This window comes from Flavobacterium sp. (assembly GCF_031411595.1).
GTDB lineage: Bacteria > Bacteroidota > Bacteroidia > Flavobacteriales > Flavobacteriaceae > Flavobacterium.
The window spans coordinates 100212-127145 of the sequence record NZ_JANOBI010000011.1; the positions used below are offsets into that span (position 1 = coordinate 100212).

Genomic DNA, 26934 nt, shown 5'->3' on the forward strand with positions numbered 1-26934 from the left:
TCGATTAAGCTGAAAAATCAGGGTATAAATGTTCTTTTATTAAAGCACGTAAAGAGTCGACTGTTTCCCATTCGGTGTTGTCGCCTGAAGTATAATTAAAACCTTGAGGTACTAATTTCGCATTGAATTTTTCGATATAGGCAGCTAAATTCCAAGTCGTAACCTGTGGTAGAATTACATAATATTTACCCAAGTCATAAGTCGAAAACGAATCTGAAGAGGTAATCATTTCTTCATGAATTTTTTCTCCGGGACGAATACCACAAATTCTATGTTCACATTCCGGCCCAATAGCTTGCGCTACATCGAGTATTTTGTATGATGGAATTTTAGGAACATACAACTCGCCGCCCCATGCCGTTTCTAAAGCATGTAACACCATATCAACACCACCTTCGAGTGAAATATTGAAACGTGTCATCGTCGGATCGGTAATGGGTAAAACGCCTTCTTTTCTTTTCTCCATAAAAAAAGGAATCACAGAACCGTTAGAACCCATCACATTCCCGTAGCGTACTACCGAAAATTTAATGTCTTGATTCCCTTTGATGTTATTGGCGGCTATGAATAGTTTATCCGAAGTCAGTTTTGTCGCGCCGTATAAATTGATGGGCGCACAAGCTTTGTCTGTTGAAAGCGCCACTACTTTTGACACATTTGATGACAAACACGCTTTAATAACATTATCGGCACCACCAATATTGGTTTTTACACATTCATCAGGATTGTATTCTGCAATATGAACGTGCTTCATCGCTGCGGCATGAATGACATAATCAATGCCGTTGAAAGCCCGCTTTAATCTTTCTAAATCTCTTACATCTCCTATAAAATAACGAATCGCAGGATACTTGGATTCCGGAAATTCCTGAGCCATCTGAAATTGCTTTTGCTCATCTCTTGAATAAATGACCAGTTTTTTAATGTTCGGCCATTTCTTTAAGATGGTTTTTGTGAGCTCTTTACCCAAAGAACCTGTACCACCCGTAATTAATATTGATTTGTTATCTAACATTTATTTTGAATTAAAATTATATATCTGTCCGTTTTCAAATTCCCATTGGTAAGGCACCAAAGGCGATGTTGCATCATTGGCTAGCGAATCTGCCAAAGTGCCGTTTAAACCTCTTTCTGCTAAGCTACCCATAATATTGAATGAAGCAACGTCTTTCGAGTTGGTTAATAAAGTCAATCCGTCAGCAGCTCTGATTCCCATGTGGATGTAATAGGTTCCCGGTAGCAATTGCGGATTGAAAAAAGTGCATTTTATTTTGTTGAGACCCGGTTTTAAAGATTCCGGTCTAAAGCCGTCGAGCATGCCTGTGGCTCCGAATAAAGTCCCGTTGATAGTTCTTACGAGTACAATAAAATAAGGCGATTTGACGATGTCAGTACATTCCAATTCGACTTCAATTGTTATGGAATCGCCAAATTCAAAATCTTTGGTCACTTTTCCTGCTTCGTTGAGTAGTTTGGATTTATTGATGACTACGATTTCGCTGGCATCGGTTCTTCCGATATCAAACAATCCTTCTTCTAGGCTGTTGCTTTTGAAATACATCGCAATAATATCTTTTGTTCTGCCTTGTGCCAACACTTTTCCGTTTTCAAGCATTAAAGCCTTATTACAAAGTGCATCAATCGCACTCATATTGTGGCTTACGAACAATACGGTTCTTCCTTCTCCTTTGGAAACGTCGCCCATTTTTCCGAGACATTTCTTTTGGAATTCCGCATCACCAACAGCAAGCACTTCATCAACAATTAAAATTTCACTTTCTAAATGTGCAGCGACGGCAAAAGCCAAACGCACATACATTCCTGAAGAATATCTTTTTACCGGTGTATCGATGTAACGTTCCACTCCAGAGAAACTAATAATCTCATCAAGTTTGCGAGTAATTTCTTGACGGCGCATTCCCAATATGGCTCCGTTGAGATAGATGTTTTCACGACCAGTCATTTCTGGATTAAATCCGGTACCGACTTCGAGTAAAGAAGCAATCCTACCATTGATTTTAAAATTACCGGTCGTTGGTTTGGTCACTTTACTCAACAATTTCAGCAAAGTACTTTTCCCAGCTCCGTTTCTTCCGATAATCCCTAAAGCGTCACCTTGTTCGACTTCAAAATTGATGTCTTGCAAAGACCAAACGTAATCACTATCGCCTTTGTTGCTGCGGTCATTTGCGTCTCCGATTTTTAAATACGGATCTTCATGATTCCGAAGTTTATGCCAAAAACGATTTAAATCGTGGCTCAATGTTCCGGTTCCAACTTCGCCCAAACGGTATTGCTTGGAAATATTTTCAGCTTTTATCGCTAATTTTTTCATTCGAATGACATTTAATTGGTTTGGATATTTAAACCGTATCCATAAAACTTTTCTCGACTTTGTTGAAAATAACAACGCCTAAACCGAGTAAAACAACAATGACTCCTGTACTAAATAATAAGCTGTTCGGGTTGAAACTTCCGGAACCCAAATAGGCATATCGGAAACACTCGAAGATTCCCGTTAGTGGATTTGCCTTGACAATCCATTGGTATTTTTGAGGAATCGAACCCATGGAATACACTACTGGTGTGGCATACATAAACAATTGGATTCCAAATGTCAGTAAAAACACTAAATCCTTATACTTGGTGGTCATCGAAGAGAAAATCATTCCCAATCCTAACGAAAACAGCGACATCAACAACAGCAAAAACGGTGTTGCCAAAACCCAAACATTGGGTTCGATACGATGTTCGATGAAAGTGTAATACAATACGACCGCAATAAACAACGTAAACTGGATTCCGAATTTAATCAGCGCGGAAACCACAATCGATAGCGGCATAATCAATCTTGGAAAATATACTTTTCCGAAAATCGCAGCATTATCTCTAAATACGGATGATGTTTTGGTAAGTGATTCTGAGAAATAATTCCAGATGGTGATTCCCGATAAGTAGAAAACGATTTGTGGTGTGCCATCGGTCGATAATTTTGCAATTTGCCCGAACAGGATAACGTAAATAATCATTGTCAATATGGGTTGCACGAAAAACCAAATCGGCCCGAGTATGGTTTGCTTGTAGGTCGAAATATAATCTCTTTTTACAAGCATCAAAAGCAAGTCACGGTATTGCCAAACTTCCTTAAAATTGATCGAGAATAAAGAATCTTCGGCTTTGATTTCTGATTCCCATTCCTGCATTTCTGATGTATCGTTCATTTTTCTATGTTAATTAAAACTGTTCAATGCATTGATTATTGTAGCCACATCTACTTCGGACAAAACCGGACTAATCGGCAAACTCAAAACCGTATTGTGAATCTCATTCGTGATTGGAAAATCCATACCATTCAATTCCTCATAAGCCAATTGTTTGTTGGGCGGAATCGGGTAATGGATTAAAGTCTGAATGCCATTTTGCGTCAAATATTCCTGCAATTCATTTCTTTTCGAATGGCGAATGACGAACAAATGCCAAACGTGTTCTGTGTTTTCTTCGTGATGGAATGTGCAGTTATTGGGAACCGGCAATTGAATATTCGGATTCTTAATACCATTCAAATAAGCCGTCGCGAGTTTTCTTCTGTATTGATTTTCGGTATCGATATGCTTGAGTTTGACTTCAAGAAAAGCAGCCTGAATTTCATCGAGTCGACTGTTCAAACCTTGAAACTCATTGACGTATTTTTGTTTACTACCGTAATTGCCTAGCGCTCGGACTTGTTCTGCTAAGGCTGCATCGTTGGTTGTTACTGCACCTGCATCGCCTAATGCTCCTAAATTTTTTCCGGGATAAAAGCTAAATCCGGCGGCGTCGCCCAAGTTACCGGTTTTGATTCCGTTCCATTCCGCGCCAATCGCTTGTGCATTATCTTCAATGATTTTGAGATTGTATTTCTTGGCTAAGGCTTCCAAATCTTTACTCCAACACACTTGACCGTATAAATGCACGACCATGATGGCTTTGGTTTTTGGCGTGATGTGTTTTTCGATTAAATCGATATCGAGATTGAAAGACACAGCGTTGGGTTCGACCAAAATCGGTTTCAAATCATTATCTGAAATTGCTAAAAGTGAAGCGATATAGGTGTTCGCGGGAACAATCACTTCATCACCTTGTGCCATGACACCCAAATCGATGTAAGCTTTGAGGATCAGACGCAATGCATCGAGACCATTCGCAACACCAATCGCGTGTGAAGCGCCAATGTAATTAGCCAATCGAGTTTCGAAACTCGTTAATTTGCCACCCATTAAAAACCAACCTGAATCGATAACTTCAGAAGCAACTTGCTTAAGTTCGTCAGCGTATTGTGCGTTGATTTTTTGGAGGTCTAAAAATTTAATCATTAGAATGTATTTATGCGTTTAAACGGGCAGCCAAAAAGATTTCACATCCTAAATCGGGCATGTATTTGGTCATTTTATAAAAGCCGTCGAGAATTTTTTCGCTAAAAGAAGGTAATCCAGCCAAGGCATCCATTTGTTCGTGGGTGAAAGGTTTTACAAAATAAGTACTCGATTGCAAAACGTTGAAGCCTGTATTCTGGAACAATGCACCAATCGATTCCTGATTGAAAACATTTTGTCTTCCAAAAAGTTGGTCGTTTTTTGAAAACTCGTAATTCGATTTGATCAACCCCGATTCTAAAGCCAACAATCGGTGGAAAGAATTCGCATTCGGAACGTAAGTAATCACGATTGTTTCTGAAGTTGCGATTTTTTTAATCACAGATAAGACTTCTTGTGGATTGTCAATTTCGTGCAAAAAACCGCCAATGACAATGACATCGTATTGGTTTTTCAAATCCAAAGTGGCTTCTTCGATGAAACAATTCTGAATCGAAACTCTCTTATTATCACCAATTCTGTTTTTCGTAGATTCGTAGAAATGATTTCCGGGTTCGACGATATCCATCACTTCATAGTCATCAAACTGTGCGAAAATGGGATCATTGCCGCAACCGATTTCTAAAATTTTGTTGGATTTAATAGTCTTTAAATAATCGACTATATACTCCATTCTGTATTTTCTGAGTTTGTCTTCGAAAGTGAGGCTTTGGTATTTTATCTGATACTCATTTTTATCGTACATCCGAATCGCTTTTAGGGTTCATAAATTGGGTGAAAACGTAACTGAAATAATCCAAATCCGATTTAGTTAAACTTTGATGAATCGGAATAAAAAAAGCATCTTCTCCGTAGAATACACTATTTTGAATTCCGTGTTGGTTTAAAAATAATTTCAACATATTCAAATCTTCAATGATGCCGTTGTTGTTTAGAAGCAACGCTGAAGGCACTATATTTTGTTGGGTTTCAAAGCGTGTCGTAAATCCCATTTTTGAAAATTGATGCACGGCATAGTCCCAGTTTTGTTTTCTTTTTTGTAAAATTTCCGCTTCGTTTTTTAAGAAATTGGATATTGCGTTTTGAATGTAACTCGTTTCTTTTTCATCTAATTCACGGCTGTTCTTAATTGGATGATTGCCATTCGAAACTAACAAACCACCGATTTGAATTGGGAAAAACTTCGGAAAACTATACACGGAAAAATCGCCATATTGTCCTAATTTTCCAGCAGTATCTTGACTAAAAAAGGTGGTACAACAATCTTCAATGATGGGTAATCCTGTGGCTGCTAATTTTTCGATGTCTGGATGCGGATAGCCAAATTCGTGGTTGACAAAAATGATTTTGGTTTCGGGAAGGATTTCTCGATTCCATTGGCAAACAGCTTCTATTTCTTTGGTTACGCAAGAACTGATATAGAAATTTTCCGAAGTCGTGAGTATCGTCACCAAATCATTCGACTGTAAATTATAGTGTTCGAGTGCCAAACGAATGGCTTCACGACCGTTGAAGGTGTATGCCCAATTTCCTTTTCCAAATCGATTGTCGAAATAAGTCGATGCAAAATCATCTTCGGGCAAGTTTGCATTGCGTGCCATATCTTCTGTCCTAAATGGACTTATCCTATACGTCGGCAATAAAAAAGGATCGGGATTGACAACAAACATTATTGCAATTTTTTATAAAATTCGGTTTTAATACTGATATCACAACCGATGCTTTCTTTGAATTCACACAAACCATAATTTGGAACAGAATCTTCTGTTGACGGGCCGATATCTATAATTTTAATTCCTTGTTGTTTGTAATATTGAAACAGATGAAACGACAAGAAATTCATGGTTTTATATTCAGAATATTGTGGCAAATCGCCCCAATAAATCACTTGAACCATTTGATGGGCTACATGAAAAACTACTGCAGCTCCGATAGGCGTTTCGTCTTTTTTGACTAAGAAAAAATCAGCGGTCATTACCGTCATCGTTTCCTGCACTTGCTCCCAAGTCATGCGCAAAGGAAAACCGCGTTCTTTTCTGTTTTGGGCAATGACATCGTAAGCTTCTTTTGCGTTTTCATTCGCTAATTTTTCGAAAGTTAGCTCGGCTTGAAACGCTCGTTTTAAATTTTTACGTGCATTGTACCAAATTTCATTTTGGTAATTTTCTGTAAATTTCTGTGTTGGAAACTGATAGTTCAATTCGATGTTGTTGCTTTCAAAACCGGCTCTGTATAAGCAGTTGTATATTTTATTCAAGAAATTTTCATTGTAAAAAAACGAAGGCGAAACAATGCGCATGCCTTGAATTTTTTTGGAGGTTGCCCAAGTTATTAAAGCTTCTAAAGCGGCATCAATTTGTTGTAGACGAATGTCGTCGCTGGCGCTTTCGAAACCTCCGAACGGTGCTGAGAATGGCGACACCAATTTGTTATCGCGCAATCCGAAAATGATTCCAAGTCTGGTTTTTGAATCTTTAAAAATCAAATAAAAAACTTGTTCACATTTATAAGCATTAATCGCATTGAACGCTGCCGCATTAAAAAAGTGATACGGTTTTGAAAAAATATCGGCGTATTGTTTTGAATCTACTTCAAAGATTTCCATGCGACGAATTTTTCATAATCTCTAAAATAATCTTTTTCATCATATTCAATTGAAGCCAAGACAAAGCAAATCGAACCGCTTGAAAAATTGTCCAATTCACGCCACAAACCTGACGGCATATACAAGCCCATATTGGGTCTTGAAAGGTGGAACGTTCTTTTTACTTTTCCGTCATCGACAATAATATCAAAGCTACCGCTTAATGCTACTATCAATTGCTGTAACTCTAAATGACCATGACCGCCACGGCTGAAACCACCTGGAACGTCATATAAATAATAGACTCTTTTCACATCAAACGGAACCTGAACGCTATTGCTCACTGATGTTAAGTTTCCGTTGTCTTGATGGTTGATGGGTAATTCAACCATGGTGCAATCAAATACAGTAGATGTTTTCATACCCTTTTATTTTACAATAAATTCGTTGTAGTTTCGGATATAATCGGCTTCTGAAAAATCAGAACTCGACAAATGCACGGAAACTGAATTCGTGGAAAAATTTTCTAAATGGCGCCAATGCATCGGTGGAATATACAAACCGGAATACGATCGGTTGAGGCTGAATTTGGTTTGATTTCCTTGCGCATCCACGACTATAATATCGATGCTTCCGCTGATGACGATGATAATTTCTTGTTGGGTTTTGTAGGCATGACCGCCGCGAGTTTCTCCGCCAGGCACATCGTAAATCCAGAATACGCGTTGGATATCAAAAGGAATTTGATCTTGATTTTGCAGAAAAGACAAATTGCCTCTTACATCCATGATTTTGGGTAAGTTGATGATGTGCGGTTTTGTAAAATCTTGCATGGTTTCCATAACAATTAACGCCTATTGATATTGGTTTTCATAATATTTTTGATAATTCCCACTGGTTACATTTTCGAGCCAAGCTTTGTTATCCAAATACCAATCGATGGTTTGTTCTAGACCTTCTTCAAAAGTCACAGAAGGCTTCCAACCCAATTCTTTATTGATTTTGTTGGCATCGATGGCGTAACGCAAATCATGGCCTGGTCTGTCTTTCACGTAAGTGATGAGTTGCTCGGAAGTACCTTCAGGCTTGCCCAATTTAGCATCCATTTTTTTACAAAGCAGTTTTACTAAATCGATGTTTTGCCATTCGTTGAAACCGCCAATGTTATAGGTTTCGTGGTTCTTACCTTCGTGAAAAACCAAATCGATAGCAACCGCATGATCTTTTACAAAAAGCCAATCTCTGGTATATTTTCCATCGCCATAAACCGGCAATGATTTGTTTTGAATGATATTATTGATGAGTAGCGGAATTAGCTTTTCCGGAAAATGATTTGGTCCGTAATTGTTCGAGCAATTCGTAATCACATACGGCAAACCATAAGTTTCTCCGTAAGCTCTGACGAAATGATCTGAACTGGCTTTCGATGCGGAATACGGAGAATTCGGATCGTATGCTGTTGTTTCGGTGAATAAACCTGTGGTGCCTAAAGTTCCGTAGACTTCGTCGGTGCTGATGTGATAAAAGCGTTTGCCTTCGAAATTGTCCTTCCAGATTTCTTTGAAGGCATTTAATAAATTCATCGTACCAATCACATTGGTTTTCACAAAAGCTAATGGATCGGTAATCGAACGGTCGACATGCGATTCGGCAGCGAGATGAATAACGCCGTCAAATTGGTGCTGTTGAAACAGATTTGTAATAAAATCCGCATCGACGATGTCGCCTTTAATGAACTTGTAATTCGGTTCGTTTTCGATATCGGCAATGTTTTCTAAATTGCCTGCATAGGTTAACACATCCAAATTAAAAATCTGATAATTTGGATACTTTTGCACCATTCTTCTAACTACATGTGAGCCTATAAATCCTGCGCCACCGGTGATTAGTATTTTTTTCATTCTTAAAATATTCGTTAATTTTTTTTACGGCTTCGCCCTGTCAGTCCCATGCTACGGGCTAACCAATTCATTATCAAGCTTTATATATTTACTTGTTTTCTTCTTTATTGAGTGTAATCAAAACACCCAATTCTTTCAGAATCAACTGTAAACTATTTTTATTGATTTGTTTGATGATTCCTTCTTTTCCTTGAAACGGTCCGGTTGGAATCGGCAACACATCGCCTATTTTTATGCCTTTAACTTCAAATGAAGTCATCGTATCTTTGAGTCCTTCTTGCAAGGCAACAATTTCATCCTCTCTAACAATGGCTGGTTTTCCCAACCAAAACAAGTATCGCACTACGCCGCTTACTTGAAACACTTGCTCTCTTTCCTTTTCCTCCAAACAGACAAAAACATAAGAGTTTAATAACGGCATTTGCACTTTCTTTTTACGATCTGACCATTGCTTCATCATCGTAATCATCGGGCAGTATACCGTAATGCCTATTTGCAGCAATCGCTCTGCTACTTTTTTTTCATTTCTGGGTTTTGTGTAGATTACATACCAAGGCATAATTTAGGATGCTTCATAAATAATCATTCCTTCACCATCATGATTGTTTGTGATGTGAAAATTGACTTTGCGTTTTATTTCGTTTTCAATTTTAATCATCAACTGTTCTATGTATTCTGAATTCAAATCATTTCCGACCAGCACTACTTGAATGGTTCCGCTATCGATTCCTTTTGCATAATCGCCGATAATCACTACGTATTCTACATGACCCATACGTTGCAAAATCATTTCGACCATCGCATCTAAACCGATGTGTTGGCGAACAATTTTTTGCAAAACAGAAAATAGTGGGTGTTTTGTATTGGCTTTGTAAATAATCTTATTTTGAATCGATTCTTTCTCTAAATAACCGGCATCCAAAAGATTGTTTAATTCTTTGCGAATTGAATTGGTAGATTCGTTGAGTTCTTCTGCTAAGCCTCTTAAATAACCATTATTAGCAACGTTAATAAAAAACTTAACGAGTATTCGGAGTCTTGTTTTTGAGGTAATGAGGGTTTCTAACATTAAACTGTAACTTAAATAGCGAGTAACAAAAGTACTCGTTTTTTTTTAATTATTAAATAATGTTAAAAATAAAACAATTATTTAATATTCCTCAGCAATATGGCTGTAAACTCAACCCAAAAGCGTTGAATTTACAGCCATAAATTAGATAATGCTAAAAATTAGTTGGAACTTCCTACAGCACTGAAGATAAAACCTATTGCTTTAATTTTTTCAGCGTCTAGAATGTTTCTTCCATCAAAAATAAAAGCGGGTTTTTGCATGGCATCATAGATCCGTTTCCAATCGTAAGATTTGAATTCGTCCCATTCTGTCATGATGGCAATCGCATGAGCATTCTTGCATGCTTCGTATGGGTCTTCGAAAGCGTCAATATTTTTTTTGAAATCATTGACATCAATCTCATTGAGATAACTTAAGTCGGCAATAATTTGCTTTTTCCTAACTTTTGGATCAAAAACAGCAATATTAGCTTGTTCGAATAATAGATAATCAGCCACATTAATCGCAGCAGATTCACGCGTATCATTGGTATCTTTTTTGAATGCCCAACCCAGAAAAGTAATTTTTTTGTCGGCAACCGTATTGTATAAAGTTTGCACAATATTATTGGCGAATCTTCTTTTTTGATGATCATTCATAATAACCACTTGTTCCCAATAATCTGCGACTTCATTTAAACCATATGATTTGGCTATGTACACTAAATTTAGGATGTCTTTTTGAAAACAGGAACCTCCAAAACCTACAGAAGCTTTAAGGAATTTCGAGCCAATTCTACTGTCCATTCCAATTGCTTTGGCAACTTCATTGACATCTGCACCCGTTTTTTCACACAATTCTGACATCGCATTAATCGAAGAAACACGTTGTGCTAAAAAGGCATTGGCTGTTAATTTTGACAATTCAGAAGACCACAGATTGGTCGTTAAAATATTTTCTTTCGCAACCCAATTGGCATAAATTTCAACTAAAGCATTGATGGCTTCCATTCCTTCTGGAGAATTATTACCCCCAATCAATACACGATCTGGGTTTTGAAGATCTTGAACTGCAGTTCCTTCTGCCAAAAACTCTGGATTAGACAGGATTTGGAACTGAACACCATTTCCTGTATTGTCAAGGATGTTTTTTATGGCTTCAGCAGTTCTTACGGGCAAAGTAGATTTTTCTACCACAATTTTATTGTCTTTAGCTACACTAGCAATTTGCCTTGCACAGAGTTCTATATATTTCAAATCAGCGGCCATTCCTTTGCCTAAACCGTATGTTTTAGTCGGCGTATTCACTGAGATAAAAATCATTTGAGATTCATCAATGGCTTTGTCGACTTCGGTAGAAAAAAACAAATTTCTCCCTCTGGCTTCTGCCACTAAATCGCTCAAACCTGGTTCATATATGGGAATATTATTTACATCAGGGTCATTCCAAGCTGCAATCCGTTCGATGTTTAAATCGACGACCGTAACTTTAATATCCGGGCATTTTTGTGCTATGATTGCCATGGTTGGACCTCCAACATATCCTGCACCTATACAACAAATAGAAGTAATTTTCATTATGTATTTTTCTTAGTCTTATTATAATTTACCATCAGCTATGTTGCCTAAAATTCCTTTAACATCATAAATTACTGCATTTTCTTTTTTGATGGAAGTAAAATCAATACTCGTAAATTTATCATGAGCTACACCTAAAACGATAGCATCAAATTTTTGATTGGGCAACATCTCAGAAGTTACCAAATTATATTCATGTTTTACTTCTGCGGGATTTGCCCATGGATCATGAATGCTTACTTGAATGCCGTAATCGGACAAAGCAGAAATTACATCCACAATTTTAGTATTCCTAACATCAGGGCAATTTTCCTTAAAAGTGATTCCCAACATGAGCAATTTAGCACCATTCACAACAACGCCTTTTTTAATCATTAGCTTCACAACTTGAGAAGCAACATATTCGCCCATACTGTCGTTGAGCCTTCTTCCTGCTAAAATAATTTCGGGATGATAACCCATTTCTTGTGCTTTTTGAGCCAAATAGTAAGGGTCAACTCCTATGCAATGTCCGCCTACTAATCCTGGTTTGAATGGAAGAAAATTCCATTTTGTACCCGCAGCTTCAAGAACCGAATGTGTATCAATCCCTAAAATATTAAAAATTTTAGACAATTCATTGACGAAAGCAATGTTGATATCGCGTTGAGAGTTTTCAATGACTTTAGCAGCTTCAGCTACTTTTATCGTTGGCGCCAAATGCGTTCCGGCGGTGATTACTGATTTATAAAGCTCATTGACTTTGATTCCGATTTCTGGAGTGGAACCGGCTGTAACTTTCAATATTTTTTCGACGGTATGCAGTTTGTCACCCGGATTGATTCTTTCCGGAGAATAGCCTGCGAAGAAATCAACATTGAATTTCAAACCGCTGATTTTTTCAAGAACCGGAACACATTCATCTTCTGTAACACCAGGATAAACGGTTGATTCATAAATAACAATGTCGCCTTTCTTTAATACTTTTCCTACAGTTTCACTGGATTTATACAACGGTGTTAAGTCTGGTCGATTGTTTTTATCAACCGGCGTTGGAACGGTAACCACATAATAATTACAATCTTTAATATCATCTAAATCCGTCGAACAAAGCAATCCAATCGCGTTGTTGGTTGGTTTTTTCAACAGGACTGAGGTTAATAGTGACTGTTCAATTTCGAGCGTACTATCGATTCCTGAATTCAATTCATCAACTCTAGATTGATTGATATCAAATCCAACAACTGAATATTTTGTAGCAAAAAGCCTTGCTAATGGTAACCCTACATATCCTAATCCTACAACTGCTATTTTCATTATTCTTGAATTAAATGCTAATTTATTTTAAATGGCTCCAATACCATTTTACGGCTTCTTTCAAACCATCTTGTATGGAATATTTCGGTTGATAGTCCAACAGATTTTGAGCTTTCACAATACTCGCCAAAGAATGAGGAATGTCGCCCGCTCTGTTTGGTCCGTGAATAGTAGGGATTTGGGCAATGGCTGCATCCAACTCCGTCAGTGATTCTTTTAAATAAAAGATCAAATCGTTTAAAGTCGTTCGGTCTCCAAAAGCGGCATTATAGACCGTGTTGACGGCGTCTTGATTTTGGGTAAACATCGCCAACTCATTGATTTGAATGATATTGTCGATGTAGGTAAAATCGCGAGAATAATTACCGTCACCATTGATGATCGGACTTTCATGATGCATCAATTGCACGACAAATTTAGGAATCACCGCAGCATAAGCTCCATTGGGATCTTGCTTTCTTCCAAAAACATTGAAATATCGGAGTCCAATCGTTTCTAAACCATACGTTTTATTAAAAATATCGGCGTACAATTCGTTGACATATTTTGTAATCGCATACGGCGACAAAGGTTTTCCAATTTTCTCCTCTTCTTTTGGAAGTGCTTCTGAATCGCCATAAGTGGATGAACTTGCGGCATAAACAAACCTTTTAACTTTAGCATCTCTCGAAGCTACGAGCATGTTTAAAAACCCTGAAACATTCACATCATTGGTCGTAATCGGATCGTTGATAGAACGTGGCACCGAACCTAAAGCGGCTTGATGCAAAACATAATCTGCGCCTTCAACGGCATGTTTACAATCTGCTAAATTTCTGATATCACCTTCAATCAATTGGAAGTTTGGATGGTTGATGATGGCGTTTAAATTGTGTCGATGTCCTGTAGCAAAATTATCCAAACAGACTACTTGATGGCCTTTATGGATAAAATATTCGCACAAATTAGAACCGATAAATCCGGCTCCGCCTGTAATCAATATTTTATAAATAGAAGAATTTGCCATTAGCGTGTTTAAAAATTAATTTTTATTAAAAAAAGACAAGAATTTTTGAATCAGATTTTTAGGTTTATCAACTTCATGATATCCATTTCCGTAATTTCCGTAACCGTAACCATAACCGTAGCCGTAGCCGTAGCCGTAACCTGTTCCGTATTTGGCTTTATTTTCGAAACCATTAAAAATAATACTGATATTGTCTAACTCACCTCTTTTAAGTCGGTTATTCAATAAGGTAATCATATCTTTTTTGGTATAATTTTGTCGCATAATATAGAGCGTCAAATCGGCGTATTCTGCGAGCTCTAAAGCGTCGGAAACCAGTCCAACCGGCGGCGTATCCAATATGATATAATCATAGCGAGACTTTAACAATCGCATAAATTCTTTCATACTTTCACCAATGATAATTTCGGACGGATTGGGTGGAATTGGCCCCGAAGTAATTACATCCAAATGTGGAATATGCGTACTTTGAATGACTTCATCAATGGTTTTTTGTCCGATTAAATAATTGACAACACCAATATCATTTTTAATATTAAAATCTTCAAAGATCTTTGGTTTTCTTAAATCGAGTCCGACAATCACGGTTTTCTTTTCACTCATAGCGAACACCGTGGCTAGATTTAAAGAACAAAATGTTTTACCTTCTCCACTGATCGACGAGGTTAGCATTAATGTTTTTGATCCTGTAATATCATATTTTTTATACAAAAACTGCAACGAGGATCGAATGGCCCTAAAGGATTCGGACAACGCTGATTTTGGTTTTTCGAAAACGGACAGGTTAGAATTAGAGTGTTTTACGCCCACAACACCAATCAGCGGAATGCTAGTTAACTTGCTAATATCTTCAGTATTGAGAATCGAGTTTTCTAAGAAAAACAGAACAAACACAATCAACAATGGAATCAAAAGTCCTAAGAAAGCAGCTAAAACGTGATTCACACTAGTGTTCGGTCCGATAAGTCCACCTCCTGTATCTTTTGCCGGATCAATAAAGTGGATATCCGATAAATTCGCAGCTTTCACAATTTCAGCTTCATTTCTTTTTTCGAGAAAAGCATTGTAGATATTATCGCTCAAATCATATTTCCTGATAATCTTCAAATATTCTTGTTTGTCTTCCGGTAATTTTTTAATCGTTCCTTCTAACTGACTGATTTTAGAGGAAACCAAAGTTAAATCATACTTTAAGGAATTATTAGCCGAATTAATATTCTCGATCAAAACGTTTTTAACGGATTCCATTTGTACATCGAAATCTTTAAAAATCTTTTCACTCTTAACCGAATACGCCAATTGAGATCGTTCTCTGGACAACTCGATTAGTTTTGAAACATTGACTAAAATATTGGGGTCGTCGATTCCTGCAACAGTTGGTGCTGGAAGCTTAGAATAGTCTAAACTATTTTTTAGATACGTTCTTAAAGTATTATAGTATGTGATTTTTCGAGTAATACCGTCTTTTTGAACTTCATAATTCAGCAGTTGATCCGAAATCGCAGTGCCTTCGTTCTGTATGGCAATCATGTCTTTGTTTTGATTGAATGCCTTGAGCACTTCGCCCGTTTCTTTGAGTTGTTTTCCCATTGAAATCAGCGTGCTGTCGATAAATTCAATCGTATTGGTGGCGAATTGATTTTTTCTGTTCAACTGCTCATTGATTAGCATTTTTACAGTAGCATTAAGGTAATCTTGCATTCTGTTTTTGTTCGTGCCTTGCAAAGACAACCTTAAAATAGAGGGCGCTTTTGGGTCGATTTCGACTTTTATCCCTTGATAACCAGCTACTATCTCATTAAATTCGTTGAAGCGGAAATAATATTCGTTGCCTTTATAAAAACCCGGATTGTCTTTAATCTCTAATTTAAAGTTTAAAAAAGGCAACGAAACTTGTTGCCCAACTTTATATCTTTTTACAAATTCTCCTGCTACTACTGAAGTTTCACTCTTACTATTATCCGAATACCTTACTAATGGTGCGCTTGAGCCATCAAAATTAATTCGTATTTCATATTCTGATTCACTTATAAATTTTAGTTGAACTAGCGTTCTATAAAGTTGCGCTTTGTCTTTATCGAGCGTTATATAAAAAGGCGTTTTTCCATAAACATCTTGAAAATTGTATTTCCCTTTTTGTAAATAGTCGACATAATACTTTAATTTTTCAACGACCAATTCGTTATGAGACCTCGATTTTAAAGTATTTGAGATGTTCTGAACCTGATCCGATGTGCCACCCCAATTGAAAACCAAACTCGTATTGGAAGTAAAAAAAGGATTGTTCTCTTCTTTTATCGCAATAGAAGTTTCCATTTCATACACCTTTTCTTTTCTTATATTGACTTGATGCGCAATGGTAAAAGTGATGATTAAACTCAACGCAAACCATTTCCAATAACTCGTGATTTTAATTAAGAATCCTTTAAAATCAAAGCTGTTTTGGCTTTCAAAAAACGAAAAATCTTTTGTATCTATCATGCCTGTATTTAGTTTCTTAAAAGAAGAATAGTAGTGGTTACTAATGCCAACAAAGATAATATTGTTGATAATGACTCAATTCCGGTTTTACCCGTACCCCAAGATTTTTGTTTCAAAGGTTTGATGTATATATAATCATTCGATTGTATGTAATAATAAGGCGACTGCATGGCTTTGATATCCGTCAAATCGATGCTATGCATTTCCGTTCCGGCTGGCGTTTGCCTTAATATCGTTACATTTTTTCGATCGCCTGTTACCGTAATATCACCCGAATTGGCTATGGCTTCCATAATCGTCAGCTTTTCTTGGTATAGCGTTTTTGTTCCGGGAGAAGCAATTTCTCCATTGACAGTATAGCGTAAACCGGCTAATTTAACCGTCACAAAAATACTGGCCTCTTTGTTGAAATATTCTTCTAATAATCTTTTTTCTATTAGAAGTCTAACTTCGTCTAACGTATAACCAACAACATTCAATTCTTCTAAAACGGGCATCCGAATATTACCGTGATCATTCACTGTAAATCCGTCAAAATAAAGCGACACATCATTTTTTCCAATTTCATTTTGTTGGTTTGAGGAAGAAAATATCTGAACCAATTTTGGGTCATTAGCCTTAATAGAAATACTGATGACATCATTAATTTGAAGTCGATATGGTTTAGCACTTACAGGGTTTATAGCCGTTGCTGTTTCCGATTTGTCTTTTTTTTGTAAATATATCAGGTCTTTGATGGGTACGCAAGAAGTAAAAATTAGTCCAATTGAAACTAATATAAACAATATTCTTTTATTCATTTTCTTTAAAAAATTTAGCAAACAAAGATAGTTTTTCATTTATAAATACAAAAAAGAACCTCAACAAAATGATTAATTGTTTTTAAATGAAATTTCAAGTGGAATTCGCTGCAAAATACTTCTGCCTAAAGTGACTTCATCGGCATACTCTAATTCGTCGCCAACTGCGATTCCGCGTGCGATTGTAGTGGCTATAATGTTATAATCTTTGATTTGTTTGTAGATGAAAAAATTGGTCGTATCGCCTTCCATCGTAGAGCTCAAAGCAAAGATTAATTCCTGAATCGTTCCCGTTTTTGCTTTTTCGACCAAAGTTGCAATGTTTAACTGACTCGGACCAACGCCATCCATTGGAGAAATTTTGCCACCCAAAACATGATAGATTCCTTTAAATTGTTGGGTATTTTCAATCGCCATCACATCGCGTATATCTTCCACAATACAAATAATTTGATGGTTTCGATTCGGATTCGCACAGATTTCACAAACAGCAACGTCTGAAATATTGTGACAGCTAGAGCAAAATTTTACTTCTTCGCGCATCGTCGTCAAAGCTTCCGAAAGAAATCGGGTTTGCTCTTGAGGTTGTTTGAGCAAGTGCAACACCAAACGCAAGGCAGTTCGTTTTCCGATTCCTGGTAATTGCGCCATTTCGTATACCGCTTTTTCTAATAATTTTGATGAAAATTCCATGCGCCAAAGATAGTTAATTTGGATTGTTAGATTGTAAGACTTTAAGACCGTAAGATTTTTGGATGCTGGATTTTGAGTCTTAAAGTCTTGCAATCTTAAAATCTTATAGTCTTTTTTCGTATTTTGGCTTCCACTAAAAACCCACTTATGACTCCTTTTGCAATCCTATCGCTGATCGTTGTTTACTTCGGAATGCTCTTTTTGATTTCCCATTACACGAGCAGAAAAAACAGTGGCAACGATGCTTTTTTCAAAGCCAATAAGAATTCGAAATGGTATTTGGTCGCTTTCGGAATGATTGGTACAGCGCTTTCGGGCGTGACTTTTATTTCGGTGCCGGGCGAAGTGGGGAATCCTGAAAATCAGTTCAAATATTTTCAGTTTGTATTGGGTAACGCCATTGGTTTTATCATTATCGCTAAAGTGTTATTGCCTTTATATTACAGGATGAATTTGACATCAATTTACGGCTATATCGAAAAACGATTGGGCACAGTAAGCTATAAAACGGCGGCTTTTATTTTTCTGTTAAGCCGAACTATTGGTTCTTCTTTTCGATTGTATTTGGTCGTGATTGTATTGCAACGGTATGTGTTTGATTTTTACCAAATTCCGTTTGCACTTACGGTGTTGATTTCACTCGCTTTGATTTTTGCTTATACCTATCGTGGTGGATTGAAAACCATTATCATCACCGATACTTTACAAACATTTTTCTTAGTTTCATCGGTGTTTCTGACGATTTTCTTTGTGTGCAACAGTTTGCATTTGTCGGTTTTTGAAGCGTTCGAGCAAGTCAAAAACAGCAACTATTCGAAGGTGTTTTTCTATGAAGATTACCTAAAAGGAACGTATTTCGTGAAGCAAATTCTGGGTGGGATTTTCGTAACAATCGCTATGGTTGGACTTGACCAAGATTTGATGCAGAAAAATTTGAGTTGCAAAAACATTGGCGATGCACAAAAAAACATGTTCACTTTTACGGGCATTTTTGTATTGATTAATATTTTCTTTTTAAGTGTCGGCGCACTGCTTTACATTTATGCGGAGCAAAACCACATTGCGATTCCAAATGATTTGATTACGGGAAAGCCTAGAACGGATTTGCTTTTTCCTGAAATTGCGTTTCATCATTTGAGCCTTATTCCTTCAGTCGTGTTTTTACTCGGATTGACGGCAGCTACTTTCGCAACCACTGACAGTGCATTGACGGCGTTGACAACTTCATTCTGCGTTGATTTTCTGGGCATGGATAAAACCGAAAACAGTCACAAAACGGATATGGTGAAAACCAGACATTTTGTTCATATCGGATTTTCTTTGTTGATGTTTTTGGTGATTGTAGTGTTTAATGCAATTAATGATGCTTCGGTGGTGAGCATGATTTTTAAGATTGCTTCTTATACTTACGGGCCGCTTTTAGGATTGTATTCGTTTGGTTTGTTTATGAAATCGAAGACGGTGCATGATAAATGGGTGCCTTATGTTTGTTTGTTATCGCCTGCGATTTGTTTTTTGATTAGTAAAAATTCAGCGTTGTTGTTTGGCGATTATGTGTTCGATAATGAGTTGATTATTGTGAATGGATTGCTGACGTTTTTGGGATTGTTGCTCATTAGCAGACCGGCGGATTCGCAGACTAAGTTTTAGGATTTCTCGCAGAGACGCAAAGACGCAAAGAACCCGAATGCCCTAGCCCCGATTGCAGCGGTTATCCTTTTGTGCCGGCGTTCGGCGCAAAAGATTAAAGCGTAAAGCGGGAAATAGCTCCTAAAAAAACTTAGAACCTCAGAACCTCAGAGCCTTAGAACCTAAATCTAATATTGATTGGTTGACAACAACACTAAAGTGCACGCAACTTCGACTTCGATGGCGTTGCTTTTTAGTAATTGATAGAACTCGGGATTCTCGGTTCCTGGATTAAAAATGACTCTTTTTGGTTTGGTTTCGATGATGTAATTGTAATAATCACGCTGGCGCAACGGGTTCAGATAGAGCGTTACGGTATCGATATTTTTGAGCGGAATGGCTTTGGTTTGGATTTTTATTCCGGCAACTTCACCTGCATTTTGACCGATAGCCAACACCGAATGTCCTTTATCTACAAGCATTTCGACAGCTTTGAATGCGTAGCGATCTGATTTCGCGGTGGCTCCGAGTACTAAGGTTTTTTTATTTTTCATGCGACAAATTTACGAAAAACAAGGGCTTTCCTGCGACAAATTTAACGTTAGATTAATTTATAGTGTAACTTTGCGGAAGGATGCCGCGTTAACTTTACCTCAAAAACATGGATATTTTCATCTACCTTTTCTTCGCTTTATTTTCTGTTTTGAACCCGATTGGAACGGTTCCGATTTTTGTAGGTTTGACGCAAGATGACACTAAAAAAGAACGATCACGCATTTCACTTTGGACATCGATTGACGTTTTTATCATCCTGATGATTTCGTTTTTTATTGGACAATATGTGTTGGCTTTTTTCGGGATTACAATTACTGCGTTGCGCATTACGGGCGGGATTATTATTGCGAGTTCGGGTTTTTCTTTACTCAACGGTAAGTTTAATAAAAACAAAGGAATCAATAAGAAAGTCGAACAGGAGATTCAGGTTCGAAATGATATTGCGCTCACCCCATTGGCGATGCCGATGTTGGCCGGGCCGGGCTCGATGTCTTTGTTGATTGCTTTTTATCAGGAACACCATGCGCCCGATGAAATTGTGGCTTCTTGTTTTGCGATTTTGTTGACTTCGATTATTATTTATTTGATTTTGAAAAGCGCGCATTATCTTTCCAAAATATTGGGAACTTCAGGTATTGTAGCGATTTCTAGAATTGTGGGCTTCTTGACTATTGCGATTGGAATTCAATATATCATCAGTTCAATTTTGAGTATTGTTCGAGGGATTTAACACCTTTTTAATTTTTATATTTGATTGTGTTTTTACCTTTGTTTGAAATTTAAAACCCTTATAAAATCACTACTATGAAAAGAATTATACTTTTATTTTTTATTGCCGTAACCATTACAAGTTGCAAATCTGGTCAATCATCTGTTGTTAAAAGTGACTCGAATTTAAACGAATTAGTGTCGATTATGCAAGGCTCATATTCATCGGAAAAGCAAGCTAAGATTGACACCAGTTATTATAGTATTTCTTTGCACATGGTTGCCATTTGGAAAAACAAAGGGCATTATTTATATGTGGAGCAAGCATTGTTTAAAAAACAAGACAAACCTTATCGCGTTCGTATTTATAAAGTTTCACAACGTGGTGAAAATGAATTTATCAGTGAAATTCACACCCTAAAAAATGAAAAAGACTGGATTGGAAAATGGAAAACGCCTGAAGCTTTTGACGCTTTATCGGAAAACGACATTGAACTTAAGCCCGGTTGTGAAGTTGTTTTGCATCGTATTGCAAAGAACCAATTTTCAGGCAGTACTGGTGTAAAAACCTGCGCGAGTGAATTGCGCGGTGCAAGTTACGCAACTTCTAAAGTGACCATAACAGCCAATCAGGTTTTATCCTGGGACCAAGGTTTTGACAAAGACGACAAACAGGTTTGGGGCGCTACTAAAGCAGGATATATCTTTGATAAGTTGAAGTAAGGCTATTGTGATCAGCGTCATTGCGAGCAAAGCGAATGTTTTAGTTAACGTTTGGCATTGATTAAAATGCAACTTGGAATCGGGCTAGAATGGCATCTTCGCTTTCACGATCACGTACGTTAGAGCCTGTAGCATTAGCATTGGTCGCTTGTGCTAAACCTTCTGCAAGCGCACCACCATCAAACTTAGTGTGCTCATAATTCAGTTGAATTTTTGCATTTTGATTTAAGTACCAATTCACACCAGCAGTCCAAGACTTAGCTGATTTTGCACTTCTGGATGCATCTGCGTAGGCTAAACCAGCAGCTTGAGCTGTCGTCGACCCTGCACCAAACTCGCCAGATTTAACACCATTCGCATTTTTAAATGTATCGTTATCAAGGTTAATCTCACTATAGCGCGCAACTAACTCCCAAGCACCCCAGCCGCCTTTATCTAAATCAAAGTCATTCTTAGGTTTAACACCTTTAAATGATGCGTCTTCACCAGTGATTAAATATGAAGCTGCCACTTCCCAAGCATCATGCTTTAATTTTCTGCTTGTGTTGTCAAGAACGCCATTCACAGCAGGTAAAGCGCCACCTGCAGCAGGTGAGCCGCCAACAGCTTTACTGACCTCTTGAGAAACTCTAGCGTATTCAGTGATCAAGCCAAAAGGACCATAATAGTAATTAGCTTGTGGTGCAATCCGTGTGCGATTACCATCAGCCACTACACCGCCGCCGTAACGGAAAAATGTTTGTTGGCCATTAGTAACATAACTAGGTAAGCCATTTCTTGTTGCATCAGCCGCGCTAGTGTCGGTAAAGTTTAGATTCTTTTCACCATCAATATTGGTATAAGTACCTGCGATACCAAAGCCTAAGCCTGATAATGCATTGATGTCATCTTTAAATGGGGTGGCAAATAAGCGTGCAGTCACTTCTTTGCTACCGTCAAACTCTGTACCAGTGCTCGCATTGCCACCATCTACCACACCATTGTTTACGCCGACAGCATAGGCAAGTTTGTCGCCCAATATGTCACCATATAGTGAAATACCAACATCACGGTTCGGTAGAATTGCATTGGTAACATAGCTACGTTCCACAAATTTAAGGTCACCTCCACTTTGTAAGCGCTCTAAGCCAACAAATGGTTTATATTTACCAGCACGAATTTTAAATGCTGGATCAAACCTTGCATCTAAATAAGCATCAACTGCCGTTGCGCTTCCGCCAGCGAAATCAGGCGTGAAGCGGAAATCATATTTGCCAAATAACGTACCTTGAATCGTTGGGCGAATACGGCGTAACAACGCAGTGTCATTCGCATCATGAAAACCCTCGTCATCTAGTGAACCCGCACGGCCATTAGAACGGCCACGCACATCATTTGCACCGTCTTGATAAGAACGGTAATCAGCTTGTAATAAGCCGCTGAATTTAACAGAGTTTTTACCGTCTGCTGACTCCAAACCAAAGCCGTTAGCGCTGGCTTTTACTACGGGTGTCGTTTTTTTTGCTGCTGTTGCGTCTTCTTCCGCCACTTCACCTTTACGAGCTAATATTTTTACCTGTTGGCTCAGCTCTTGCACTAAGCCCCGTAACTCCTCAAGTTCTGTACTGTCATTTGCAGAAGCAGATAAGGGAATTGAAATAATGCCACTAGCAATAAGTACAGTGGCAAACTTTGAAAATTTGAATTGCATTTTAAGCTCCTGATTTTCAGCTTCCAGCTTACTGGTCAGCGAATATGTTCATGTTTTTAATTATTTTATTTAGCTGCTGCTGGTGCAGTAAGCGGGATTTTGTTTAGCTCAGAAGGCAATATTTTTTTGTGAGCGCTAAACTATAAATATTATTGCGCTTGCGATAATCCTGGGGTAAATCTAAGTTTTTCGCGCTTTTCAATTTGTGTCACGCGACCTTCATGCAACACTATTTCAATAGAACCAAAGCCAGAGCCTTGTTGCAACTCTTCAACAGCACGTAAAATCCTTTGCGAGATATCAAGCTTAAGGTCGTGACTATTTTTAGGTGTACTGGCGACAGAATGATTGGCTACATTGTGTGAAGCGCTATGATTAAGTGACATGATTGAACCTCTAACCTGTATGTGTAAAAGCGAATGCATGCACTTTAAGGCGGTTTTATAATAATTAAAAATAATTTGTTTTTATATTGATATAATTAAAATGAATATAAAGTGAACTAAGAAAGTAAAAAGTAGGGAGTGGCATTGCTATTTGCTAGACGTGGTTCCAATTCATTGAATTCATTGGTATAATATGCTGGTAATTTTTCGATGGGCTTTGTGCCCATTTTTTGTTTCTGCAACTTACGCATCAGTGGCGAGGTTGCATTAGTTGGGCTAAGAAATTTAAGGCCAGATTTAAAAGGTAGTCGCGCCATGCAAGATTTGCATACATTGATAGAAACTTCGGTGAGCCAATTGGGCTACGAGTTGATTGATCTTGAGATTTCAAATCGAGGCAAAGTATTGCGCGTGTTTATCGATAAGCAAAATCCTGTAGATATTAAAGATAGTGTAAATATCGATGACTGTAGTTTGGTGAGCAATCAGTTGGGCAATTTGCTGGCGGTTGAAAATGATATTGATTACGACCGTTTGGAAGTGTCGTCGCCAGGGATGGATCGGGTATTGAAGAAAGAGGCGGATTTTGTGCGATTTAACGGCGAGCGCGCTACCGTTAAATTACGTGTGCCAATTATTGAATTGATTGCCAGCGCTAAAGCAGATGGTAAAGACAAGCAGCTGACAAAAAAGAATTTTGTCGGCTTTGTGCGCGGGCTTGAAGACGGTGAGTTGCTGCTTGAGTGTGATGGTGTAACGTATAAAATTGCATTAACGAACATTGATAAAGCGCGTTTGAATCCCGTGTTTTAGATAAATACCAGTGCTTTAGTTAAATTATAGATACATAAGAATTAGAAATATTAAGCAGGTAATCTGCAATTTATAGTCGGAGATAGAAAATGAGTCGTGAAATTTTATTATTGGTAGATGCCTTAGCGCATGAAAAAAACGTCACTAAAGAAGTGATTTTTATCGCGTTAGAGCTTGCTTTGGCTTCAGCCACCAAGAAAAAACATCATGATGATGCTGATGTGCGCGTGGCGATTGACCGTGAAACGGGTGCTTACGAGACCTTTAGACGTTGGCAGTATGTTGAATATGATTTACTTGAAAACTCAAACTATCAAATCGATGAAGAGAGCGATCATGCTGCTGGCTTAACAATAGGTGAGTATTACGAAGAGCCGCTAGAAAGCATTGAGTTTGGCCGTATTGGCGCACAAGCCGCAAAACAAGTCATTTTGCAAAAAGTGCGTGAAGCTGAGCGTGAACAAATTCTAGAAGACTTTTTAGCGCGTGATGAAAAATTAGTCACAGGCGTGATTAAGCGTATGGAAAAAGGCAATGCGATTATTGAAGTCGGTCGTATAGAATCTTTGTTGCCGCGTGAACAAATGATCCCTAAAGAGAATCTACGTGTGGGCGACCGTGTACGTGCATTTCTCTCACGCATTGAGCGCGGTGGTCGTGGGCCACAATTGATTTTATCAAGAATCACACCAGATTTTTTAGTGCGCTTATTTGAATTAGAAGTGCCAGAAATCGAAGAGGGCTTATTAGAGATTCGCGCTGCTGCACGTGATCCAGGCTTGCGTTCTAAAATTGCAGTAAAAAGTAACGATCAACGTATTGACCCGGTAGGTACTTGTGTTGGTATGCGTGGTTCACGCGTACAAGCCGTCACTGGTGAGTTGGCTGGTGAGCGTGTGGATATTGTGTTGTGGAGCATGGAGCCAGCGCAGTTTGTAATCAATGCGATGTCGCCTGCTGAAGTTTCAAGTATCGTCGTGGATGAAGATGCTCACAGCATGGACGTGGTTGTCGATGAAGAGCAGTTGGCTTTGGCAATTGGCCGTAATGGTCAAAATGTACGCTTAGCTTCAGAGTTAACGGGCTGGACATTGAACATTTTAACCGTAGACCAAGCAGCGCAGAAAAATCAGGCAGAGTTTGCAGGCGTTAGCCAGTTGTTCATGGATAAATTGGATGTAGATGAAGAAGTGGCTGAAATTTTGGTACAAGAAGGCTTTAGTACATTAGAAGAAATCGCTTATGTACCGCTAGCTGAAATGAATGAAATCGAAGCGTTTGATGAAGATACCATTGAAGAGCTACGTAAACGTGCGCGCGCTGCTTTGTTAACTGAGGCGATTGCTAAAGAAGAGAAAGTAGATGAAGCGGCAGATGACTTGCTCACAATGGAAGGCATGGATGACGAAACTGCACATCTATTAGCTTCTAAAGGCGTACCGACGATGGATGATTTAGCTGAACTAGCAGTGGATGAGTTGGTGGAAATGACCAACATGGACGCAGAGCGTGCAAAAACATTGATTATGACTGCGCGCGCGCCTTGGTTTAAATAAGGCTGAATTTGAATGGTGGTAGTTGTGTTACTGAGTGAGTGAATTGCTTGGTAACACAAATATAAAGTAATAAAAGTAGCAATGCTAGGCAATAAAGCTTAGAAAAAGAACACTGGAGCAACAAGATGGCACAAACAACCGTAGAACAATTTGCTGGCGAATTAAAGCTGCCAACAGCATTGTTATTAGATCAGCTAAAGAGTGCTGGCGTGAATAAATCGAATGCTGAAGATCAGTTGAGTGAAGATGATAAAACTGCCTTACTTGACCATCTGCGTAAAGAGCACGGTACGCTTGCGCCTAAAAATAAAATCACGCTGACACGTAAATCAAATACCGAAATTAAAAAAACGGACAACACAGGTAAAGCGCGCACTATTCAAGTGGAAGTGCGTAAAAAACGTGTTATTGAGCAGCAGTCTGATTCGGATTTAAATGAGCAAGAAGAGTTCACTCCAATCATTGAAGCCGAAGCCATAGAGTTGGTTGCTGAGAATGTTGAGCCAGTAGAGGCTGAGATTGAAGTGCCTGAAGTTGTTGCAGAAGAAGTAATCGTGCCTAAAGCGGTCGAAGTGGTTGAAGCTAAACCTGAGGTTGTCGAGCCTGTAGTGATTGCTGAGCCTGTTGTAGCTGCTACGGTCGAACCAATAGTTGCGGCTGAGCCAGCAGTAGTCAAAACGATTAGTCGTAAAGATCTATTAGGTGCAGATGAAATTGCTCTGCGCGAACATGAAGCTAAGCGTCACGCGACTTTAGCCGCGATGCAAGCAGAAGATAGACGTAAAAAAGTAGAGCTCGCACAACGCCGTGTTGATGAAGAAGCTAAAAAAGCAGCTGATGCTGAAGCGGCTAAACTGAAAGCCGCAAAACTTTCTGAAGGTACATTGCATAAACCTGCAGCTAAAGAAGGTGTAGTTGCAAAACCTGCTGCTGCTAAAGATGCTAAAAAAGTCAAAGGCAATAATAAAGAATGGACTGATGCCGAGAATAAAAAGCGAGGCTTAAAAACACGTGGCGATACCACCGCGGGCAAAGCTGGATGGCGTGCGCCTAAAGGTAAAAACAGACATCATTCAGATGACGATCAACAACACGCATTTAATGCGCCAACAGAAGCGATTATCTATGAGGTG

27 protein-coding genes are annotated in these 26934 nt (G+C 38.3%); 6 read left to right on the forward strand and 21 right to left on the reverse strand.

The window, feature by feature from the left end; all coding sequences use genetic code 11:
• Positions 1 to 4 precede the first annotated feature (4 nt).
• From pseB to recR, 18 genes are all read right to left on the reverse strand, one after another.
• Positions 5 to 1015: a UDP-N-acetylglucosamine 4,6-dehydratase (inverting) gene (pseB, locus tag RMO03_RS02095; RefSeq protein WP_309640425.1), complete on the reverse strand. Its 1011-nt coding sequence runs from the start codon at positions 1013 to 1015 to the stop codon at positions 5 to 7.
• Positions 1016 to 2335 carry an ABC transporter ATP-binding protein gene (locus RMO03_RS02100; protein WP_309640426.1) on the reverse strand — a complete coding sequence of 440 codons (1320 nt, stop codon included), beginning with the start codon at positions 2333 to 2335 and terminating at the stop codon, positions 1016 to 1018.
• A gap of 28 nt (positions 2336 to 2363) precedes the next feature.
• Positions 2364 to 3221 carry an ABC transporter permease gene (locus RMO03_RS02105; protein WP_309640427.1) on the reverse strand — a complete coding sequence of 286 codons (858 nt, stop codon included), beginning with the start codon at positions 3219 to 3221 and terminating at the stop codon, positions 2364 to 2366.
• Between the two features lie 9 nt (positions 3222 to 3230).
• Entirely contained in the window at positions 3231 to 4352 is a 1122-nt protein-coding gene (locus RMO03_RS02110) for a DegT/DnrJ/EryC1/StrS family aminotransferase (RefSeq protein WP_309640428.1), read from the reverse strand.
• A gap of 10 nt (positions 4353 to 4362) precedes the next feature.
• Positions 4363 to 5097: a methyltransferase domain-containing protein gene (locus RMO03_RS02115; RefSeq protein WP_309640429.1), complete on the reverse strand. Its 735-nt coding sequence runs from the start codon at positions 5095 to 5097 to the stop codon at positions 4363 to 4365.
• Positions 5087 to 6022 carry a DegT/DnrJ/EryC1/StrS family aminotransferase gene (locus RMO03_RS02120; protein ID WP_309640430.1) on the reverse strand — a complete coding sequence of 312 codons (936 nt, stop codon included), beginning with the start codon at positions 6020 to 6022 and terminating at the stop codon, positions 5087 to 5089. The genes RMO03_RS02115 and RMO03_RS02120 overlap by 11 nt, the downstream gene beginning before the upstream one ends.
• Entirely contained in the window at positions 6022 to 6957 is a 936-nt protein-coding gene (locus RMO03_RS02125; protein WP_309640431.1) for a GNAT family N-acetyltransferase, read from the reverse strand. The genes RMO03_RS02120 and RMO03_RS02125 overlap by 1 nt, the downstream gene beginning before the upstream one ends.
• Positions 6939 to 7358, reverse strand: a complete 420-nt coding sequence (locus RMO03_RS02130; RefSeq protein ID WP_309640432.1) for an FdtA/QdtA family cupin domain-containing protein — start codon at positions 7356 to 7358, stop codon at positions 6939 to 6941. The genes RMO03_RS02125 and RMO03_RS02130 overlap by 19 nt, the downstream gene beginning before the upstream one ends.
• A gap of 6 nt (positions 7359 to 7364) precedes the next feature.
• Entirely contained in the window at positions 7365 to 7778 is a 414-nt protein-coding gene (locus tag RMO03_RS02135; RefSeq protein WP_309640433.1) for an FdtA/QdtA family cupin domain-containing protein, read from the reverse strand.
• Between the two features lie 12 nt (positions 7779 to 7790).
• Entirely contained in the window at positions 7791 to 8837 is a 1047-nt protein-coding gene (gene rfbB, locus RMO03_RS02140; RefSeq protein WP_309640434.1) for a dTDP-glucose 4,6-dehydratase, read from the reverse strand.
• Between the two features lie 88 nt (positions 8838 to 8925).
• Complete coding sequence (locus tag RMO03_RS02145) at positions 8926 to 9396, reverse strand: UpxY family transcription antiterminator (protein ID WP_309640435.1); 471 nt, start codon at positions 9394 to 9396, stop codon at positions 8926 to 8928.
• Between the two features lie 3 nt (positions 9397 to 9399).
• Positions 9400 to 9906 (reverse strand): ArsR family transcriptional regulator, encoded by a 507-nt coding sequence (locus RMO03_RS02150; RefSeq protein ID WP_309640436.1) that lies wholly within the window; start codon positions 9904 to 9906, stop codon positions 9400 to 9402.
• Positions 9907 to 10067: 161 nt separating this feature from the next.
• On the reverse strand, positions 10068 to 11465 hold the full coding sequence (locus RMO03_RS02155) for a UDP-glucose 6-dehydrogenase (protein ID WP_309640437.1): 1398 nt from the start codon (positions 11463 to 11465) through the stop codon (positions 10068 to 10070).
• A 21-nt stretch (positions 11466 to 11486) separates the two neighbouring features.
• Positions 11487 to 12761, reverse strand: a complete 1275-nt coding sequence (locus RMO03_RS02160; protein ID WP_309640438.1) for a nucleotide sugar dehydrogenase — start codon at positions 12759 to 12761, stop codon at positions 11487 to 11489.
• Positions 12762 to 12783: 22 nt separating this feature from the next.
• Positions 12784 to 13767, reverse strand: a complete 984-nt coding sequence (locus RMO03_RS02165) for an SDR family oxidoreductase (RefSeq protein WP_309640439.1) — start codon at positions 13765 to 13767, stop codon at positions 12784 to 12786.
• A 15-nt stretch (positions 13768 to 13782) separates the two neighbouring features.
• The gene (locus tag RMO03_RS02170) at positions 13783 to 16248 is read right to left on the reverse strand and encodes a polysaccharide biosynthesis tyrosine autokinase (protein ID WP_309640440.1); all 2466 of its coding nucleotides are present in this window, start codon (positions 16246 to 16248) and stop codon (positions 13783 to 13785) included.
• 8 nt (positions 16249 to 16256) lie between these two features.
• Positions 16257 to 17048 carry a polysaccharide biosynthesis/export family protein gene (locus RMO03_RS02175; protein WP_309640441.1) on the reverse strand — a complete coding sequence of 264 codons (792 nt, stop codon included), beginning with the start codon at positions 17046 to 17048 and terminating at the stop codon, positions 16257 to 16259.
• A 72-nt stretch (positions 17049 to 17120) separates the two neighbouring features.
• Positions 17121 to 17741, reverse strand: coding sequence for a recombination mediator RecR (gene recR, locus RMO03_RS02180; protein ID WP_309640442.1), 621 nt, complete (start codon positions 17739 to 17741; stop codon positions 17121 to 17123).
• Positions 17742 to 17888: 147 nt separating this feature from the next.
• Here recR and RMO03_RS02185 point away from each other — a divergent pair, with 147 nt between their 5' ends.
• A complete protein-coding gene (locus tag RMO03_RS02185) occupies positions 17889 to 19391 on the forward strand; it encodes a sodium:solute symporter (RefSeq protein WP_309640443.1) in 1503 nt (500 codons plus the stop codon).
• A 167-nt stretch (positions 19392 to 19558) separates the two neighbouring features.
• Here RMO03_RS02185 and RMO03_RS02190 read toward each other — a convergent pair whose 3' ends face one another.
• Positions 19559 to 19924, reverse strand: a complete 366-nt coding sequence (locus RMO03_RS02190; protein WP_309640444.1) for a CoA-binding protein — start codon at positions 19922 to 19924, stop codon at positions 19559 to 19561.
• Positions 19925 to 20031: 107 nt separating this feature from the next.
• Here RMO03_RS02190 and RMO03_RS02195 point away from each other — a divergent pair, with 107 nt between their 5' ends.
• Positions 20032 to 20655 (forward strand): MarC family NAAT transporter, encoded by a 624-nt coding sequence (locus tag RMO03_RS02195; RefSeq protein ID WP_309640445.1) that lies wholly within the window; start codon positions 20032 to 20034, stop codon positions 20653 to 20655.
• Between the two features lie 74 nt (positions 20656 to 20729).
• Positions 20730 to 21356 carry a chromophore lyase CpcT/CpeT gene (locus tag RMO03_RS02200; protein WP_309640446.1) on the forward strand — a complete coding sequence of 209 codons (627 nt, stop codon included), beginning with the start codon at positions 20730 to 20732 and terminating at the stop codon, positions 21354 to 21356.
• A 61-nt stretch (positions 21357 to 21417) separates the two neighbouring features.
• Here RMO03_RS02200 and RMO03_RS02205 read toward each other — a convergent pair whose 3' ends face one another.
• Positions 21418 to 23046 carry a porin gene (locus RMO03_RS02205; RefSeq protein WP_309640447.1) on the reverse strand — a complete coding sequence of 543 codons (1629 nt, stop codon included), beginning with the start codon at positions 23044 to 23046 and terminating at the stop codon, positions 21418 to 21420.
• Between the two features lie 149 nt (positions 23047 to 23195).
• Positions 23196 to 23432: a YezD family protein gene (locus RMO03_RS02210; RefSeq protein WP_309640448.1), complete on the reverse strand. Its 237-nt coding sequence runs from the start codon at positions 23430 to 23432 to the stop codon at positions 23196 to 23198.
• Between the two features lie 315 nt (positions 23433 to 23747).
• On the opposite strand from RMO03_RS02210, the gene rimP reads away from it, so the two are divergent.
• From rimP to RMO03_RS02225, 3 genes are all read left to right on the forward strand, one after another.
• Positions 23748 to 24245 (forward strand): ribosome maturation factor RimP, encoded by a 498-nt coding sequence (rimP, locus tag RMO03_RS02215; protein WP_309640449.1) that lies wholly within the window; start codon positions 23748 to 23750, stop codon positions 24243 to 24245.
• A gap of 89 nt (positions 24246 to 24334) precedes the next feature.
• A complete protein-coding gene (nusA, locus tag RMO03_RS02220) occupies positions 24335 to 25801 on the forward strand; it encodes a transcription termination factor NusA (protein ID WP_309640450.1) in 1467 nt (488 codons plus the stop codon).
• Positions 25802 to 25926: 125 nt separating this feature from the next.
• Positions 25927 to 26934: translation initiation factor IF-2 associated domain-containing protein (locus RMO03_RS02225; protein WP_309640451.1), on the forward strand; the 1008-nt coding region annotated here is incomplete at its 3' end.

Coding starts and splice junctions, on each gene's coding strand:
- pseB (WP_309640425.1), bottom strand. CDS start 1,015: ATGTTAGATAACAAATCAATATTAATTACGGGTGGTACAGGTTCTTTG.
- RMO03_RS02100 (WP_309640426.1), bottom strand. CDS start 2,335: ATGAAAAAATTAGCGATAAAAGCTGAAAATATTTCCAAGCAATACCGT.
- RMO03_RS02105 (WP_309640427.1), bottom strand. CDS start 3,221: ATGAACGATACATCAGAAATGCAGGAATGGGAATCAGAAATCAAAGCC.
- RMO03_RS02110 (WP_309640428.1), bottom strand. CDS start 4,352: ATGATTAAATTTTTAGACCTCCAAAAAATCAACGCACAATACGCTGAC.
- RMO03_RS02115 (WP_309640429.1), bottom strand. CDS start 5,097: ATGTACGATAAAAATGAGTATCAGATAAAATACCAAAGCCTCACTTTC.
- RMO03_RS02120 (WP_309640430.1), bottom strand. CDS start 6,022: ATGTTTGTTGTCAATCCCGATCCTTTTTTATTGCCGACGTATAGGATA.
- RMO03_RS02125 (WP_309640431.1), bottom strand. CDS start 6,957: ATGGAAATCTTTGAAGTAGATTCAAAACAATACGCCGATATTTTTTCA.
- RMO03_RS02130 (WP_309640432.1), bottom strand. CDS start 7,358: ATGAAAACATCTACTGTATTTGATTGCACCATGGTTGAATTACCCATC.
- RMO03_RS02135 (WP_309640433.1), bottom strand. CDS start 7,778: ATGGAAACCATGCAAGATTTTACAAAACCGCACATCATCAACTTACCC.
- rfbB (WP_309640434.1), bottom strand. CDS start 8,837: ATGAAAAAAATACTAATCACCGGTGGCGCAGGATTTATAGGCTCACAT.
- RMO03_RS02145 (WP_309640435.1), bottom strand. CDS start 9,396: ATGCCTTGGTATGTAATCTACACAAAACCCAGAAATGAAAAAAAAGTA.
- RMO03_RS02150 (WP_309640436.1), bottom strand. CDS start 9,906: ATGTTAGAAACCCTCATTACCTCAAAAACAAGACTCCGAATACTCGTT.
- RMO03_RS02155 (WP_309640437.1), bottom strand. CDS start 11,465: ATGAAAATTACTTCTATTTGTTGTATAGGTGCAGGATATGTTGGAGGT.
- RMO03_RS02160 (WP_309640438.1), bottom strand. CDS start 12,761: ATGAAAATAGCAGTTGTAGGATTAGGATATGTAGGGTTACCATTAGCA.
- RMO03_RS02165 (WP_309640439.1), bottom strand. CDS start 13,767: ATGGCAAATTCTTCTATTTATAAAATATTGATTACAGGCGGAGCCGGA.
- RMO03_RS02170 (WP_309640440.1), bottom strand. CDS start 16,248: ATGATAGATACAAAAGATTTTTCGTTTTTTGAAAGCCAAAACAGCTTT.
- RMO03_RS02175 (WP_309640441.1), bottom strand. CDS start 17,048: ATGAATAAAAGAATATTGTTTATATTAGTTTCAATTGGACTAATTTTT.
- recR (WP_309640442.1), bottom strand. CDS start 17,741: ATGGAATTTTCATCAAAATTATTAGAAAAAGCGGTATACGAAATGGCG.
- RMO03_RS02185 (WP_309640443.1), top strand. CDS start 17,889: ATGACTCCTTTTGCAATCCTATCGCTGATCGTTGTTTACTTCGGAATG.
- RMO03_RS02190 (WP_309640444.1), bottom strand. CDS start 19,924: ATGAAAAATAAAAAAACCTTAGTACTCGGAGCCACCGCGAAATCAGAT.
- RMO03_RS02195 (WP_309640445.1), top strand. CDS start 20,032: ATGGATATTTTCATCTACCTTTTCTTCGCTTTATTTTCTGTTTTGAAC.
- RMO03_RS02200 (WP_309640446.1), top strand. CDS start 20,730: ATGAAAAGAATTATACTTTTATTTTTTATTGCCGTAACCATTACAAGT.
- RMO03_RS02205 (WP_309640447.1), bottom strand. CDS start 23,046: ATGCAATTCAAATTTTCAAAGTTTGCCACTGTACTTATTGCTAGTGGC.
- RMO03_RS02210 (WP_309640448.1), bottom strand. CDS start 23,432: ATGTCACTTAATCATAGCGCTTCACACAATGTAGCCAATCATTCTGTC.
- rimP (WP_309640449.1), top strand. CDS start 23,748: ATGCAAGATTTGCATACATTGATAGAAACTTCGGTGAGCCAATTGGGC.
- nusA (WP_309640450.1), top strand. CDS start 24,335: ATGAGTCGTGAAATTTTATTATTGGTAGATGCCTTAGCGCATGAAAAA.